The 14,970-nt window shown below is 64.7% G+C and carries 14 protein-coding genes and 1 pseudogene; 9 read left to right on the top strand and 6 right to left on the bottom strand.

The window, feature by feature from the left end; all coding sequences use genetic code 11:
- Positions 1–5 precede the first annotated feature (5 nt).
- Positions 6–167 (top strand): hypothetical protein, encoded by a 162-nt coding sequence (locus BLS74_RS34705; RefSeq protein ID WP_170855795.1) that lies wholly within the window; start codon positions 6–8, stop codon positions 165–167.
- Between the two features lie 365 nt (positions 168–532).
- Here the strand turns inward: BLS74_RS34705 and BLS74_RS32210 are convergent, their stop codons facing one another.
- Together BLS74_RS32210 and BLS74_RS32205 are read right to left on the bottom strand one after the other, a co-directional pair.
- Positions 533–1,432, bottom strand: a complete 900-nt coding sequence (locus BLS74_RS32210; protein WP_093111873.1) for an alpha/beta hydrolase — start codon at positions 1,430–1,432, stop codon at positions 533–535.
- Between the two features lie 416 nt (positions 1,433–1,848).
- Positions 1,849–2,307 (bottom strand): annotated as a pseudogene (locus BLS74_RS32205) (tyrosine-type recombinase/integrase); the annotation flags it as partial.
- 212 nt (positions 2,308–2,519) lie between these two features.
- Here BLS74_RS32205 and BLS74_RS32200 point away from each other — a divergent pair.
- Entirely contained in the window at positions 2,520–3,023 is a 504-nt protein-coding gene (locus BLS74_RS32200; RefSeq protein ID WP_093111869.1) for an O-acetyl-ADP-ribose deacetylase, read from the top strand.
- A gap of 93 nt (positions 3,024–3,116) precedes the next feature.
- On the opposite strand, the gene BLS74_RS32195 is transcribed toward BLS74_RS32200, so the two are convergent.
- The 4 genes from BLS74_RS32195 to BLS74_RS32180 form a co-directional block, all read right to left on the bottom strand.
- Positions 3,117–3,503 carry a hypothetical protein gene (locus BLS74_RS32195; RefSeq protein WP_139191803.1) on the bottom strand — a complete coding sequence of 129 codons (387 nt, stop codon included), beginning with the start codon at positions 3,501–3,503 and terminating at the stop codon, positions 3,117–3,119.
- A gap of 136 nt (positions 3,504–3,639) precedes the next feature.
- Entirely contained in the window at positions 3,640–4,041 is a 402-nt protein-coding gene (locus tag BLS74_RS32190; protein ID WP_093111865.1) for a VOC family protein, read from the bottom strand.
- Between the two features lie 171 nt (positions 4,042–4,212).
- The gene (locus BLS74_RS34700) at positions 4,213–5,322 is read right to left on the bottom strand and encodes a 3-keto-5-aminohexanoate cleavage protein (protein ID WP_170855799.1); all 1,110 of its coding nucleotides are present in this window, start codon (positions 5,320–5,322) and stop codon (positions 4,213–4,215) included.
- A gap of 141 nt (positions 5,323–5,463) precedes the next feature.
- Entirely contained in the window at positions 5,464–6,513 is a 1,050-nt protein-coding gene (locus BLS74_RS32180) for an AraC family transcriptional regulator (RefSeq protein WP_093111863.1), read from the bottom strand.
- 117 nt (positions 6,514–6,630) lie between these two features.
- Between BLS74_RS32180 and BLS74_RS32175 the strand changes: the two genes are divergently transcribed.
- From BLS74_RS32175 to BLS74_RS32145, 7 genes are all read left to right on the top strand, one after another.
- Positions 6,631–7,479, top strand: a complete 849-nt coding sequence (locus BLS74_RS32175; protein WP_093111861.1) for a TauD/TfdA dioxygenase family protein — start codon at positions 6,631–6,633, stop codon at positions 7,477–7,479.
- A 46-nt stretch (positions 7,480–7,525) separates the two neighbouring features.
- A complete protein-coding gene (locus tag BLS74_RS32170) occupies positions 7,526–8,584 on the top strand; it encodes a beta-keto acid cleavage family enzyme (protein ID WP_093111859.1) in 1,059 nt (352 codons plus the stop codon).
- A gap of 23 nt (positions 8,585–8,607) precedes the next feature.
- The gene (locus tag BLS74_RS32165; protein ID WP_093111912.1) at positions 8,608–9,576 is read left to right on the top strand and encodes a Bug family tripartite tricarboxylate transporter substrate binding protein; all 969 of its coding nucleotides are present in this window, start codon (positions 8,608–8,610) and stop codon (positions 9,574–9,576) included.
- Between the two features lie 66 nt (positions 9,577–9,642).
- Positions 9,643–10,614 (top strand): quinone oxidoreductase family protein, encoded by a 972-nt coding sequence (locus BLS74_RS32160; protein ID WP_093111857.1) that lies wholly within the window; start codon positions 9,643–9,645, stop codon positions 10,612–10,614.
- A 122-nt stretch (positions 10,615–10,736) separates the two neighbouring features.
- The gene (locus BLS74_RS32155; protein WP_093111910.1) at positions 10,737–12,365 is read left to right on the top strand and encodes a 3-(methylthio)propionyl-CoA ligase; all 1,629 of its coding nucleotides are present in this window, start codon (positions 10,737–10,739) and stop codon (positions 12,363–12,365) included.
- A gap of 7 nt (positions 12,366–12,372) precedes the next feature.
- Complete coding sequence (locus tag BLS74_RS32150) at positions 12,373–13,383, top strand: YeiH family protein (RefSeq protein WP_093111855.1); 1,011 nt, start codon at positions 12,373–12,375, stop codon at positions 13,381–13,383.
- Positions 13,384–13,474: 91 nt separating this feature from the next.
- Positions 13,475–14,704: a porin gene (locus tag BLS74_RS32145; RefSeq protein WP_093111853.1), complete on the top strand. Its 1,230-nt coding sequence runs from the start codon at positions 13,475–13,477 to the stop codon at positions 14,702–14,704.
- Positions 14,705–14,970: the final 266 nt, after the last annotated feature.

Raw genomic sequence — 14,970 nt, 5'->3', positions numbered from 1 at the left:
GCATCGTGCTTTTGCTCCTCTACCTTGCTTTGGATGCTCACGATGAACGGCCGTTGATCATCGACCAGCCTGAGGAAAACTTGGATCCGCAGTCCGTTTTTGAAGAGCTCGTTCCGGCGTTCTGCGAAGCAAAAAATCGCCCGGAAAAGACCGCGCTCTCATCATGAGAACGCCCGCTTTTGGAGGCGGCGTAGGTCCGCTTCGGGCCCGTGGACAACCCTTCACCGTTGCGGTCCGTCGACGTCGGGCGCCGAACGACCGGAATGCAGCGAAGCTGACCTTCGACCGCGGCCGGTGAAGTGGAACTGGCGGCCATGAGCTGCCGGTCGCGACGGTCACCTGTCGGGCTCGTCAATGACGGTCGGACTCGCGTTGCGTGCGCTGGCCCAAAGGTCGACACGACCGGCGCGCGGCGACACACACGGCCAATGGTGCATTGAACCGTTGCCCCCCACGCATGCGTAGCCAAACAGCGATGGCGCATGCAGCAGGCCCGCAGTCTGAGAAGCGATCATCTCGCTGGACCGATGCATCAGCCTTCGCCGCTCGAAGCCGCTTCCACGGCTTCACGCAGCAGCCTTCCAGCTCTGGCGACACCTTGCCTGCCTTGCGCCAACACCTGATGGTAGGTGGGCCAGACGTGGAACATCTTCGGCCAAATCTCCAGCCGCACGCTCACATCGGCGAGACCCGCCGCGCGGGTGAGTGCGACCGCGTCATCCAGCAAGGCCTCCGTGGCCCCCACGAAGATCGTGAGAGGGGCGATGCCGCTCAGATCGGCGAAAACCGGCGACGCGAGAGGTGTCTCTCGTGACCGCTTTCCAAGGTACTGCTCGGCCAAAAACTGCATGATCTCGCGGTTGAGGACCGGATCTCGCTTCGCGTTGCGGCTGTAGCTGTCCGCAGTCGCTGTCATGTCGGCCCAGGGCGAGAGAAGCAGTGCGCAGGCTGGCTGCTGCGTGCCCAGTTCTTTCAGTCGGACCAGCAAGGCCACGGCCAGGCCCGCTCCCGCGCTATCGCCGGCAACCGCGATCTGACGAGGTTTGAAGCCGGAATCCAGGAGGAATCTGTATCCGCTGACCGCATCTTCCAGGGCATGCGGAAACGGGAACTCAGGGGCACGCCTGTAGTCGAGGGCGAGCGTTCTCATCGTCGCCGTGCGGCCCAACTCGCTCACGAGGTGCCGATGGCTCTTCAGCGAGCCCCAAACATATCCCCCGCTGTGAAGATAGAGGATGACTTCGCTGGTGCTCGCGACAGGCGTGGAGGTCCATTCAGCTTGAACGCCGTGCGCCTCCACCTGTTCCACACAGACATCCGCTGCCAGCGGGAAGAGATCTCCCAGAGCGTCGGACGCTGCCCGACGTTGTTCAATGGTGAGGGACGCCGGCTGCGCACGAAGCATGGCTTCCAGTCGTTCAAGCTCATTCATTGGAACACCTCTTTCAGCACGACAGGCCTCAAGGCAGCTTAAAACACGCACCTGATTGTTGACAAGCCTTGGCCTCGCCAGGTGTGACTCAAGTGATGAGCGGCGGAGACTGGAAAAGGCGACGTCATCGCGCCTGGACTGCACCTCTGCCCAAGAACGTTCGACGTTTCATGCGGCCCCCCAGGGCAGGGCGTGAACTGGTTTCGGCCCCGGCGTCGAAGAAGCGTCCGCTCCACGGAGTCGCGCAAACGGCAGCCTTGCGGCTCTGCGGATCGTGGGATTGCCCGTCACTCGCCGCACACGAAGGACAGCTTGCAGTCATTAGGCACAGATCCCAGTTATGAACAGTTCGCCGGGCGATCCCGGGCGCCCTCCTCGAACGGGGCGGAGACGCGGCACCCGGGTACTGCCCATAACTACAGAGTCTTCAAGAATTCCACCAGCGAGTCGGGAGCTCGGTAACGACGTATTGCCGCGTCGGGCTCGTGCAGCCTGGCCAGCGCGCGCTCCTTCATCGCGAGGTCCGCCTCCACGTAGAGATGTGTCGTTGTCGGGCTCTCGTGCCCCAGCCATAGCGCGATGACGCTGATGTCGACGCCGGATTGCAGCAAGTGCATCGCTGTCGCGTGTCGAACGATGTGCGGAGAGATGCGGCGCTTGGCGAGCTGCGGTTGGATCGTGGTCGCGGCCTTTACCGCCAGGGCAAGCCGCTGCGTCACGTTGTTGCGCGTCATCGCCGTTCCGATACGGTTCGGCAGTAGCGGTGAGGCCGGCCCGAGCTGCGGGTTGAGCTTCAGCCAAGTCCGGATCTGCCTGACCGTGGAACGCCACAGTGGCACGGTGCGCTGCTTGCGACCCTTGCCCTGCAGGTGAACAAGAACGCATCAATGGTGCACCTCAAACAAACGGCGCCGATGAGGCGCCGTTTGAGTGCCTACAGACGACTGCACGCCGGTACATGCCTCACGCCTGATTGTTGGCTCACCCGCAGGTGGTGCAAACGCCCGATTGCGGCGGACGCGCTTGACCATCATAGTCCTCAAATGGCGTACAGAGCGCGCCAGGAAATGACTGGAGGAGCAGTGCAATGGCCACAAGGCTGCGTGCAATCAAGGCGGACATCACGAAGTTGCAGGTTGACGTAATCGTCAACGCTGCGAACTCGAAATTGCTGGGTGGTGGCGGCGTCGACGGCGCCATTCACAGTGCTGCGGGTCCCGAGCTACTCGAGGCGTGCCGTGCACTGGGGGGCTGCGCTGCCGGCAACGCGAAGGTTACGAAGGGGTTTCTGCTGCCAGCGAAGCATGTCGTGCACGCGGTAGGACCGGTGTGGCAGGGCGGCAAGCAGAATGAGCCCGAACTGCTCGCCTCGTGCTATCGCCGTGCGCTCGAGCTTGCGACGCTGGTCGACGCCAAGACCATTGCGTTTCCATGCATCAGCACTGGCGTTTATGGCTATCCCGTCAACCAAGCGGCGCGCATCGCAGTCGCTCAGGTGCGAGCGTACGTCTCAGAAAACGGTGAGCTCGGGGAAGTAGTTTTCTGCTGCTTCTCGGACAAGGACCTCGCTGTGTACGAAGCGTTGTTGTAATCGCCGGCACGGTCCTCTGCGGCGCCTCCTCCGAGCGGCTAACGTCACTTCGTCAACTCGCGCCGTGGCGGCCATCACGGCGAGGGGCCGTCTCTACATGAGCGCAATGCGGTTCGCCTTGGCGTCGGCGTGATGCACGCGCAGCCCGTGCTTTCGGTGCAACCGACGCCCGACGTTGAGGACGCGTCGACGCGCCTTCCCCAAGAATCCGAGAACGCTGACCGAGCAGTTGGCAGGCAACCCATCTGGGAACAAGCGCGAAAGCTGAACCGCGTCGCGCGGGGAGTCGCACACCAACACCGCCGGACCCAAGGCGGAGAGCCAAACATGAAGCGCAGTTCGAAGCTGGTCGAGCGGCACGGCGAAGCGACCGCCCTGGAGCAGCGGGAGCACTTTCGCGCGGCAGAACGGGCTGCAGTCTGCAGCGTCGACGCCCATCACCTCTGCGTAGAAGGTCAGGCGGCCGGTCTCGTCGACCATCCCGATTGACACCAGTTGAGCGTCATCGGTAAGCCCCGTAGACTCGGTATCGAAAAAAATCCTCAAGCCCAATGAATCCGGCCTGTGCCTCACGTAGGACCCATGGTGAATGTCGGCCCCTGGCCGAACTCTGCCGTCAGACGGGCTTCCGCGGCTGCAAAAGGTCCCACAAATTGCCATAGAGGTCCTGGAACACGGCAACGGTGCCATACGGCTCTTCCTTCGGCTCCCGAATGAACGTGACACCCTTGGCCTTGTACGAACGAAAGTCGCGCCAGAAATCGTCCGTGAACAGGAACAGGAAAACCCGCCCTCCGGTCTGGTTGCCAACTCGCGTCGCCTGTTCGCCATTTGCGGCTCGTGCGAGCAACAAGCGTGATTCCGTGGCGCCGGGTGGGGAGATGACAACCCACCGCTTGTCTTGTTCGGGCACATACGTGTCCTCAACAAGAGTGAACCCGAGGATTCCAATGTAAAAGCTGAGCGCTTCGTCGTAGTCGCGCACTACAACCGCGACCTGACCTATTGACTGAGGCATCTACACGTCACTTTCTCTTCGCAACATGGAAGGTCCGGGTTTGGCCGTCGGCGGCGGTTGAGCGGGTTCACTCTGTGACACACGCTCGCAGCCACGAGAAGGCAGGATGCTCGCCCGGCAGCGTAGCTTCTGCCGCCACATCCATCAAGCGAAGGCCGCGGTTACTGTTCGTCAGAAGGACGACTGCTGACTGAGTTCTTGGATTTCCCATTGCGAAGGCCCGGATGCCATCCATCTTTCCCCATTGGAAGAATGTGCCGCCAGTTGCTTCAACTCCCCACCCGAGGCCCCAACCGATTTCTTGCTCGGTCTCGGGGGGCTGTCTGCTAGGTGGGTGGCATCCCCTTTCGGCACCCTCATTGTGGGCGTCAACCATTGGCGGCGCGTCGACTCTCTCAACGACGTGCCGTTGAGAACAGCGACCATGAACTTTGCGTAGTCGCCAGCTGTGGTCTGAAGGGAATAGGAGGCATGAGCGACGGCCGGACGATGCTTCTCAAGCCGCTCTTCACCCTCGTGCGGCAAGGCAACATCCTCGCTGAAGCGGTCGCGCCATTGGAAGCTGGACGATTGCATCCCCAATGGGTCGAACACCAAGCGTTGTGCAAGCGCCTCCAAAGACTCGTTCGTGGCGGCCTCGAGCGCCATTTGAAGATAGGCGAAGCCGACGCTTGAATAGCTGAACCAGCTCCCTGGCGGGAAGTAAGTCTGCAACAGTTCTTCACCGCTAAGGTTGGGGAGACCCGAGGTGTGCGTCAAAACATGGCGGGCTGTGATGGGTGATGAGGCGAGTTGGGGCGGCACGCCTTTCTGGACGATTCCGGAAGTACCTTCGACATCCGAAGGCGTCTTCATCTCCGCCGTGTTCATCTGGTTCGTGTTGACGGCAACCGTCACCTGGTCGGGTCGGGGCGTCAGTTCGGCAAGGCCGTGGCGCGTGTCGTCGGAGAGCCATTTCGCGGTGTCTCCTTCATTCTCCGGCGCAAAGGAAATGGATCCGCCCACCTGCAACACCATCTTCGGAACGGCGGTGCGCAGGCGATCAAGCATTTCGTTGAACATCGAGAGCCGCTTCGATCCCTTGCCGTCGGCTTCGCGGATATGCACGTGCAGCACGGTGGCACCGGCGTTGTAGCAATCCACCGCCTTCTGGACCTGGTCAGCCATCGAGACGGGAATGTCGTCGGAGTCGCCCGGAAGCCATTGAGGTCCGTAGGGTGCGGCCTGGATGACAAGCGGTTCCTGGTTTTCGGGCAGAAGGGAGTCGTCGAGAAAGTGCATGTGGGTCTCCGTGGAAAGATGGACGCCCGCGTTGTGCGGGACGGTTGCATCTTCTGGATTCGCGCCACGGCCCGCTTGACGCTTGGCGTCGCCCACTTGGCTTTTCACGACACTGCCTGCAGCTGCCGGCGTTCAAGGACGCTATGCCGCGCCTCGCCCCGCGTGCGGACGGCGCTGGCGGACGGCACGGCTTGCCGAAGGCGAAGACCGGGTGCGCCACGTTTCCGGCGAACAGCCGAACTGGGTGCCGAACCACCGGGTGAATGCGCTGTGCGTGGTGTAGCCCAGCATCGCCGCCACCTCGCCAAGGCTGTGGTGGGTATTGGCGACATAGCGGCGCGCGAGTTCCTGCCTCACTTCACTGATCAAGGCCTTGAAGGTGAGTCCGCATCCGTCGAGCTCTCGCTGCAGCGTGCGCATGCTGATCCCCAGGCCGGATGCGACGGACTTACATGTCGCGCGACCCGTCGGCAGCATCAGGTAGATCGCCTTGCGAACCTCCTGGTCAATCGAGCGCTGCCGATCATCGGGCAGCGCCGCAATCATCTTCTTGGCATATTCGGCCAGCACAGGATCGGCCGCCGAATTGGCCACATCCAGATCGGCCGCCCGGCACACCAGCCCATTGAAGGCGCCGTTGAACTCGATGCGGCACTTGAAGAAGCGACGATGAAACGCCGGGTTCGCCGGCGGTGGGTGCGTGAAGCTCACGCTCGTCGGTCGCCAGCGCTCCTGAAGAAGTCCCTCGCCCAGCCGGTAGAGAACGCCGATCGCCAGTTCGATGGATTGGCGCGCGGCGACCGGAAGAACCAGCTCCTCGCGCAGGACGACCAGGTTCCCGACGTCCTCGACCTCGATCGCCAATCTCTCGTTGAGCAGGTGCAGGTGATCGATCAGCGTCAGCAGTACCTGCCGCAGCGTGGGTTGGTGCATGAGCAGCAGACTGACGACGCCGAAGTTCGAGAGCTGGCGCCGCGCTGCCATGCGCAGACCGAAGGACTCGCAACCGGTCTCGCGGGCCGCATCCTCGAACAGGCGTGCAACCCGATCCGCTTCGATCAGCTGGTCCGGCTGGCGAATCAGCTCTGCGCGCAGTCCCGCCCTGCGCAGTGCCGCGCCCGGATCGAATCCGAGCTCTTGTGCAACTTCGGAGAAGTTCGTCAGCGCGGCTGCGCGCACCAAGGCTGCCATCGTGAAGCGTTCCAGTCGTGCGCCGATTCTGGCATCAAATGTCAAGCGAATGGCATGAACTGCAAAGCGCCAATACAGCGCGACTCCTACAGTTCAGTCACCAAGAAGGAGACAAGCATGCAGATCGAACCGCTGACGTGCGCCATCGGCGCACAGCTCAATGGCGTCAGCCTTGCCGACGCAGTTCGCAGCGTCGAACTGTTCTCCGAGATCAAGGCTGCGCTGTTGCGCCACAAGGTGCTGTTCCTGCGCAATCAGACATTCAGTCGCGAGGACCACGTGGCCTTTGCTCGCCGCTTCGGAGAACTGGAAGACCACCCCGTCGCCGGCAGCGATCCCGAGCACCCCGGGCTGGTGCGCATCTACAAGACGCCCGATGCATCCAACGATCGCTACGAGAACAGTTGGCACACGGACGCCACCTGGCGCGAGGTGCCCCCGATGGGCTGCGTGCTGCGCTGTGTCGAGTGCCCGCCGGTCGGTGGGGACACCATGTGGGCGAACATGGCGCTGGCCTACGAAAGGCTGCCCGAGCACATCAAGACACTGATCGCCCCGCTGCGGGCGCGCCACAGCATCGAGGCGACATTCGGCGCGGCCATGCCGATCGAGAAGCGGCTGGCGCTCAAGGCCCAGTACCCGGACGCCGAGCATCCCGTGGTTCGCACCCACCCCGAGACCGGCGAGAAGGTGCTGTTCGTCAACAGTTTCACCACGCACTTCACCAACTTCCATACGCCGGCCAACGTGCGCTACGGACAGGACTTCGTTCAGGGCTCGTCCTCACTGCTGCAGTACCTGCAGAGCCAGGCTGCCATTCCCGAGTACCAGGTGCGCTGGCGTTGGCAGCCCGACAGCGTGGCGATCTGGGACAACCGGGCCACGCAGCACTACGCGGTGATGGACTACCCGCCCTGCCACCGCAAGATGGAACGCGCCGGAATCATCGGCACGCCCACGTCCTGACCCGCGCCTCGTCGCCCCATCCCCACGACATTCCCCGGAGCATTCAATGAACTTCCTCGACGGACACCTGTTTCCCGAGAACCAGCAGCCGCTGGTCATCACGGCGGCCCCCTACGCCCCTTCGTGGGTGCCCTCCGATTTTCCCGGCGAGATCGCCGTGACGATGGAAGAGCAGATCCAGAAGGCGGTGGACTGCTACGAGGCCGGCGCCACCGTGCTGCACCTGCATGTGCGCGAATTGGACGGCAAGGGTTCCAAGCGACTTTCCAAGTTCAACGAGTTGATCGCCGGCGTGCGCGCCCGTGTGCCGGAGATGATCGTTCAAGTGGGCGGCTCCATCAGCTTTGCGCCCGAGACCGATGGCGCCGCCGCCAAGTGGCTGAGCGATGACACGCGCCACATGCTGGCGGAGCTGGACCCCAAGCCCGACCAGGTGACGGTGACGATCAACACCTCGCAGATGAACATCCTGGAGCAGTTCGACGCCCGGGACATCCAGGGCACTTCGATGGAAGATCCGGCCGTCTTCACTGCCTACAAGGAGATGACCGTGCCTGCCCAGCCCGGCTGGGCCGAGGAGCACATCCGTCGCCTGTCGGCTGCGGGCATCCAGAGTGCATTCCAGTGCTACAACATCAACAGCTTCGAGTCGGTCGAGCGGCTGATGCGCCGCGGCGTCTACAAAGGCCCGCTGGTGATGAACTGGGTGGCCATCAGCGGCGGCATGGACGCGCCGAATATCTACAACCTCGCCAACTTCGTGCGCGCCGTGCCCGATGGTGCGATGTTGACGGTGGAGAGCTCGGTGCTCAACGTGTTGCCGATCAACATGATGGGCATCGCCATGGGCCTGCATGTGCGCTGCGGCACCGAAGACAACCTCTGGAACCAGTCGCGCAGCGCAAAGATCGGCACTGTGGCGCAGATCGAGCAGCTGGTGCGCATTGCCGGTGAATTCGGCCGCCCCATCGCGACCGCGCAGGAGGCGCGCGAGATCTGCAAGATCGGCGTGTTCTACGACACGGCGGAAGAGACGCTGCTGGCCAACGGTTTCGCACCCAATCGCAATGGTGGCCAGCAGGGCTTCCTGCGCAAGGCCGCCTGAGCGCGGCACGGGAAAAAACCATGATGCATTTCTTCCGCCTCGCCTTGTGTGCCGCGGTCGCCGTCGCGGGGGTGGCGCCGGCTTCGGCGCTCGCTTTTGCCGACAAGCCGATCAAGATGATCGTGCCCGCGCCGCCAGGAGGCACCATCGACGTGATGGCGCGCATCGTGAGCGATCAGCTCTCGCGCGACATCGGCCAGCCGGTGGTGGTCGAGAACAAGCCCGGCGCCGGCGGCGCCATCGCAGTGAAGTACCTGCTCTCGCAGCCGGCTGACGGCCAGGCACTGATGGTGACGGCCAGCAACGTTCTCACCGAGGTGCCGCACGTGCTCAAGGGCGGCTTCGATCCGCTCAAGGACGTCAAGCCCCTCTCGCTGATGGCGCTCTCCTCGATGCTCTTCATCTGTTCGCCCCAGTTCCCTGCCAGGGACGCGAAGGAAGCCATTGCCTACGTGAAGGCGCATCCCGGCCAGGTGTCCTATGCCTCCTACAGCGCGGGAACGGCATCCCAGTACGCCGGAGCAATCCTGAACAAGACGGCGGGACTGGACATGCAGCATGTGCCCTACCCGGGGTCGGCGCCCGCGCTGGCGCAGTTGATGGGCGGCCAGGTTCCGCTGATGTTCGACGGGGCCGTCACCTCCAGGAACCTGATCGCTGCCGGGAAGGTGCGACTGCTGGCGGTCGCGACCAAGACCCGCTTGCCGGAGTTTCCGAACGTGCCCACGCTCGCGGAGCTCGGCTACCCGCAGCTGAACTTCAGCAACTGGACCGGCGTGATCGCCTCGTCCCAGATGCCGGCACCGTTGGCCGAGAAGATTCATGCGGCGCTGCAGAAGGTCGCGGCGAACGCAGCGGTGCGCGAGCGCCTGATCGGTGCCGGCTTCGAGCCGATGCCGGAGCGCTCGCTGGCGCAGGCGCAGAGCGAACTGCGGGAGGAATACGACCGCAACGCCGACATCGTCAAGACCTTCGACATCAAGCTCAACTGAGCACCGAGGCCGCCGCGGGCAGACGTTGCACGCCGGACTCCCCAACTGAAGAACAGGAGACACGAAATGGTCAAGGCCATCCGCTTTTACGAGACCGGCACGCCCGATGTTTTGAAGCTCGAAGACGTCGAGGTCGGGGATCCCGGCCCCGGCCAGGCGCGAGTGCGCCACAGCTACATCGCGCTGAACTTCATCGACGTCTATTTCCGGACCGGACGCTATCCGCTTGCGCTGCCCAACGGGCTGGGCTCCGATGCAGTGGGCGTGGTCGAAGCCGTGGGCCCGGGCGTGACGGACATCCGGGTCGGCGACCGCGTGGGCTATCTGATCGGACCGCAGGGCGCGTACTCGCAGGTGCGCGTGATGCCGGCCGAGGTGCTGATCCCGCTGCCCGACGGCGTATCGGACCGCACGGCCGCCACCTTGATGATGAAGGGCATGACTGCGCAGTACCTGTTCCGTCAGGTGTTCCCGCTCCAGGGCGGAGAGACCATCCTCTACCACGCGGCAGCCGGCGGCGTGGGCCTGATCGCCTGCCAATGGGCGCGTGCCATGGGCGTGACCATGATCGGCACGGTCAGCACCGACGAGAAGGCCGAGCTCGCCAAGGCCAACGGCTGCGCCCACACCATCGTGACCTCGCGCGAGAACATCGTCCAGCGCGTCCGGGAGATCACCGGCGGCAAGGGCGTGCCGGTCGTCTACGACTCGGTGGGCAAGGACACGCTCGAGGCGTCGCTGGGCTGCCTGCAGCCCCGGGGCTCGTTGGTCAGCAACGGCACATCGTCGGGCCCGGTGGTGATCGACTCGCAGATGCTGGCCGCCAAGGGTTCGCTCTGGGTCACGCGGCCGGCGATGGTGCACTACATCCAGCCGCGCGCCCACATGCTGGACATGGCCCGCGAACTGTTCGACCACGTGCTCGCCGGGCGCATCGTCAGCGAGCCCAAGCAGGTGTTCCAGCTCGAGGATGCGGCCGAAGCCCATCGCGCGCTGGAGTCGCGCAAGACCACCGGATCGACCGTCCTGGTGCCCTGAACCGCCGGATGGCGATGGCCATCCGGATGCATGCCTTCCTCCCGAGCGACGCCGGCGCCGACGACTGCTTGTCCGGGCCGCGCCGGGCCTGCTTCGCCTCCAACAACCTGAGAGCATTTCCCATGAACGGTTTGATGATGGATCGGCCGCTGCTGATCTCCAGCCTGCTCACGCATGCAGAGAGCCAGCACGGCGACCAGGAGATCGTGTCGCGCCGCGTCGAGGGCGACCTGCACCGCATGACCTACCGTGATCTCGGCCGGCGCGCTCGCCGGCTGGCCAACGCGCTGGCGGCGCATGGCATCGCGCAGGGCGAGCGTGTGGCCACGCTGGCCTGGAACGGCCACCGCCACATGGAGCTCTACTACGCCGTATCGGGCACGGGCGCCGTGCTGCATACGATCAATCCACGCCTGCATGCCGATCAGGTGGCGTGGATCGCCGATCACGCCGAAGACCGGATCCTGTTCTTCGACCTCACCTTCCTTCCCCTGGTCGAAGCCATCGCGCCGCACGTGGCGACCATCAGGACCTTCGTCGCGATGACCGACCGCGCGCACATGCCCGTCTCCACGACGGTGCCGAACCTGCTGTGCTACGAGGATCTGCTCGAGGCCCATTCGCCCGCGTTCGACTGGCCCGAGTTCGACGAGCGCAGCGCCTCGTCGCTGTGCTACACGTCCGGCACCACCGGCAAGCCCAAGGGCGTGCTCTACAGCCACCGCTCCACGCTCCTGCACGCCTATGCGGCAGCGCTGCCGGATGCGCTGAGCTACGCCAGCAGCGATACAGTGCTGCCTGTGGTGCCCATGTTCCACGTGAACGCCTGGGGCATTCCGTACATCGCCTGCATGGTGGGGGCCAAGCTGGTGTTTCCCGGCCCGCGGCTCGATGGCAAGTCGCTGCACGAGTTGTTCGAGGCCGAAGGCGTCACTGTGTCTGCCGGCGTGCCTACCGTGTGGCAGGGACTGCTCGCGCACGTGGAAGCCAACGGGCTGAAGTTCAGCACCATGCGCCGCACCATTGTTGGCGGCTCGGCCTGCCCGCTTGCCATGGTGCAGTCCTTCCAGGAACGCCATGGCGTACAGGTGGTGCACGCCTGGGGCATGACGGAAACCAGCCCTCTGGGCACGGTGTGCAGGCTCAAGCCGCAACATCAGGCACTCGACGCGCCACAGCGCCTGGCCATCCAGTCCAGGCAGGGCCGCGCGGTGTTCGGCGTGGAGATGAAGATCGTCGGCGCCCAGGGCGAGCGGCTGCCGCACGACGGCCGGGCCGCGGGCGAACTGATGGTGCGGGGGCCCTGGATCGCTGCGGGCTATTTCCGCGGCGAGGAGGCCGGCCCGCTGGTGGACGGCTGGTTTCCGACCGGTGACGTGTCCACCATCGATGCCGACGGCTTCATGCAGATCACCGATCGCAGCAAGGACGTGATCAAGTCCGGGGGCGAGTGGATCGGCTCCATCGACCTGGAGAACATCGCCATGGCGCACCCCGCCGTCGCCATGGCCGCCTGCATCGCCGCGCGCCACGCCAAGTGGGACGAACGGCCGCTGCTGGTGGTGGCGAAAAAATCGGGCCATGCAGTGACGCGCGACGAACTGCTCGGCTTCTACGAAGGCAAGATCGCCAAGTGGTGGACGCCGGACGACGTGGTGTTCGTCGACAGCATCCCCCTGGGCGCGACCGGCAAGGTGCAGAAGAACCTGCTGCGCGATGCCTGGGGCGACCACTTGCTGGCCAAGGCCTGAGGCACCCATGACGAGCCTCTCCCTCGCCAGCTGGCATTCACGCGGGCGCGAGCTCTTCCCTGGCGTGGTCGCATGCGCCGTGGTCGCGGCCGCGGCCACCTTCTTGTCGCAGCACTACGGTGCGCCGGTGATGCTGTTCGCGCTCATGCTGGGCATGGCGATGAACTTCCTCTCCGGCGATGGGCCGTGCAAGCCGGGTATCGAGTTCACCGCGCGCCAGGTGTTGCGCTGGGGCGTGGCGCTGCTGGGACTGCGCATCACGGCGGCGCAGGTCATCGCGCTGGGCTGGTCCCCGGTGCTGGTGGTCGCGTTCTCGCTGGTGTTGACCATCTGCGTGTCGATGATCGTGGCGCGGCTGATGGGCTTCAACATCCTGTTCGGCCTGCTCAGCGGCGGCGCCACCGCCATCTGCGGCGCCTCGGCCGCGCTGGCGCTCTCGGCGGCGCTGCCGCCGCACCCGCTCAAGGAGCGCGCCACGCTGTTCACCGTGGTCGGCGTGTCGGCGCTCTCCACCTTCACGATGATCCTCTACCCCATGCTTGCGCGCGCGCTGGGCATGGACACGCAGACCGCGGGCGTGTTCCTCGGCGCCACCATCCACGACGTGGCGCAGGTGGTGGGCGCCGGCTACGGAATGTCGCAGGAGGTCGGCGATACCGCCACCCTGGTCAAGCTGGTGCGCGTGGCGGCGCTGCTGCCGGTGATCCTGCTCGCCGTGGCGTTCACGCGCCGCGGCGGGAAGGCAGGCGACGGCCCCCGGCCACCGCTGCTGCCGTGGTTCGCCGTCGGCTTCGCGGTGGCGGTGGCGCTCAACAGCACCGGTTGGCTGCCGAGCTCGCTCACCCGCATGGGCAGCGACCTCTCCGGCTGGTTGCTGGTGGCGGCGATGGCCGGCATCGGCATGAAGACCCAACTGCGCGAACTGGTCGCCGTCGGCCTCAAGCCGGCGGTGCTGATGGTGGGCGAAACCGTGTTCCTGGCAGTTCTGGCGATCGCCCTGTTGCGCTGGATGCCCTGATGCAGGTGGCTGGCCATGTCGGGACCGCCAAACGTAGCGCAACGGACACGTCCGTTGCAATCCAACTGATCGATGTGAGGAGAGCCCATCCATGAAGAAACTCGCACTGGCGCTTTGCGCGCTCGCGGATGCGGGAGCTGCCGCCGCGCAATCGTCCGTCACCATGTTCGGCGTTGTCGATGCCGGTTTCAGCTACTACCGCGCCACGAGTCGATCCTGGGGGCCGACGCTGCCGCGGCAGGTGACGCAAAGCCAGAAGGTGCTGTCGAGCTCGGGCTACAACTCCAGCAGGTTCGGTTTTCGAGGTACCGAGGATCTGGGCGGCGGGCTGGCGGCCAGCTTCTGGCTGGAGGCGCCAATGGCCAACGACTCGGGTGCCAGCGCCATCTCGAACTTCGGCCGTCGCTCCACCGTCAGCCTGTCCGGCCCCTTCGGCGAGCTTCGACTGGGCCGCGACTACACCGCCTCCTTCTGGAACGACGCCGTGTTCGATCCCTTCGGCGTCAACGGCGTCGGCACCAATCTGATCGCGGTGGTCAACAGCAATCTGGCAGCTTCACGGGCGCTGGCCACCGGCGGTCTGCTCGGCGGGGGACTGTCTGCCGGCACCGACAGCTATCTGCGCACGAGCAATGCGGTCAGCTACTTCTTGCCTCCGGGACTGGCAGGCCTCTATGGGCAGGTGCAGTATGCGCTTCACGAGAACGTGGAAGTCAGCACCGTGCCCGGTGGTCCGTCCGAGCGCGGGCGCTATGCGGGCGGCCGCCTGGGCTGGACCGACGGCAAGGCCGACGTGGCGCTGGGCTATGGTGAAAGCACCTTGGCCAGCACAACCCCCGGTGGCGAGAAGATCAAGAGCTCGAACATCGGCGGCTCCTACGACTTCGGGGTAGTGAAGGTCCTCGGCGAATGGTCGCGCGTGCGCGATGTGCGCGATGGCACCACGGCCCTCCCTGCACGCTCGACGGACCGCTACGACGGCCTCGTCGCCGGCGTGAACGTGCCGGTGGGCCCAGGCATCATTCGTGCGTCGTTTGCGCGGGTGAATTTCAGGAACGGCAACGGCCTGCCGGACAGCGATGCCTCGGTCAACAAGCTGGCGCTGGGCTACGTGCACAACCTGTCCAAGCGCACGGCGTTGTATGCGTCGGTGGCGCGCATCGGCATCCGAAACGGCCACAACAACCCGACCGTGATGGGCGTCACCCCTCTGGTGCTGAGTCTCCCTGCCATCCTGCCTCAGCCTGCCTACGTCAGCACCAATGGAATGGAGCCTCGCAGGTCCATCGGCTACGACTTCGGCATCAGGCACGCCTTCTGACCTTCGCGCGTGCGGCCACCGCGGGTGTGCTCGCCAGCCTTCTTGTGTTCGCATGCATCCCGATGATGTACGCCGGTGGTCCTTTGCTCTGAGCGCCTGTCCCCACAGCAGAACGCTGTGTTCTGGTCACGCGTCCGCATCTGGCCCATCCTGATCGGTAAATGGCGCCCATTGAAGGTCGGCTTCTATGAGGACTTGTTTGTCAGGCGTTCTCGGTCAGCATCTCGGTGGATGGCATGTCATGGTGGCCTCCGGGGCATCTGGGT

Origin of the sequence: Variovorax sp. CF079 (genome assembly GCF_900101545.1) — a bacterium.
Classification (GTDB): Bacteria; Pseudomonadota; Gammaproteobacteria; order Burkholderiales; family Burkholderiaceae_C; genus Variovorax.
Note: the sequence above shows the minus strand (reverse complement) of the source record. Positions and strands in the feature narration are given on the sequence as shown.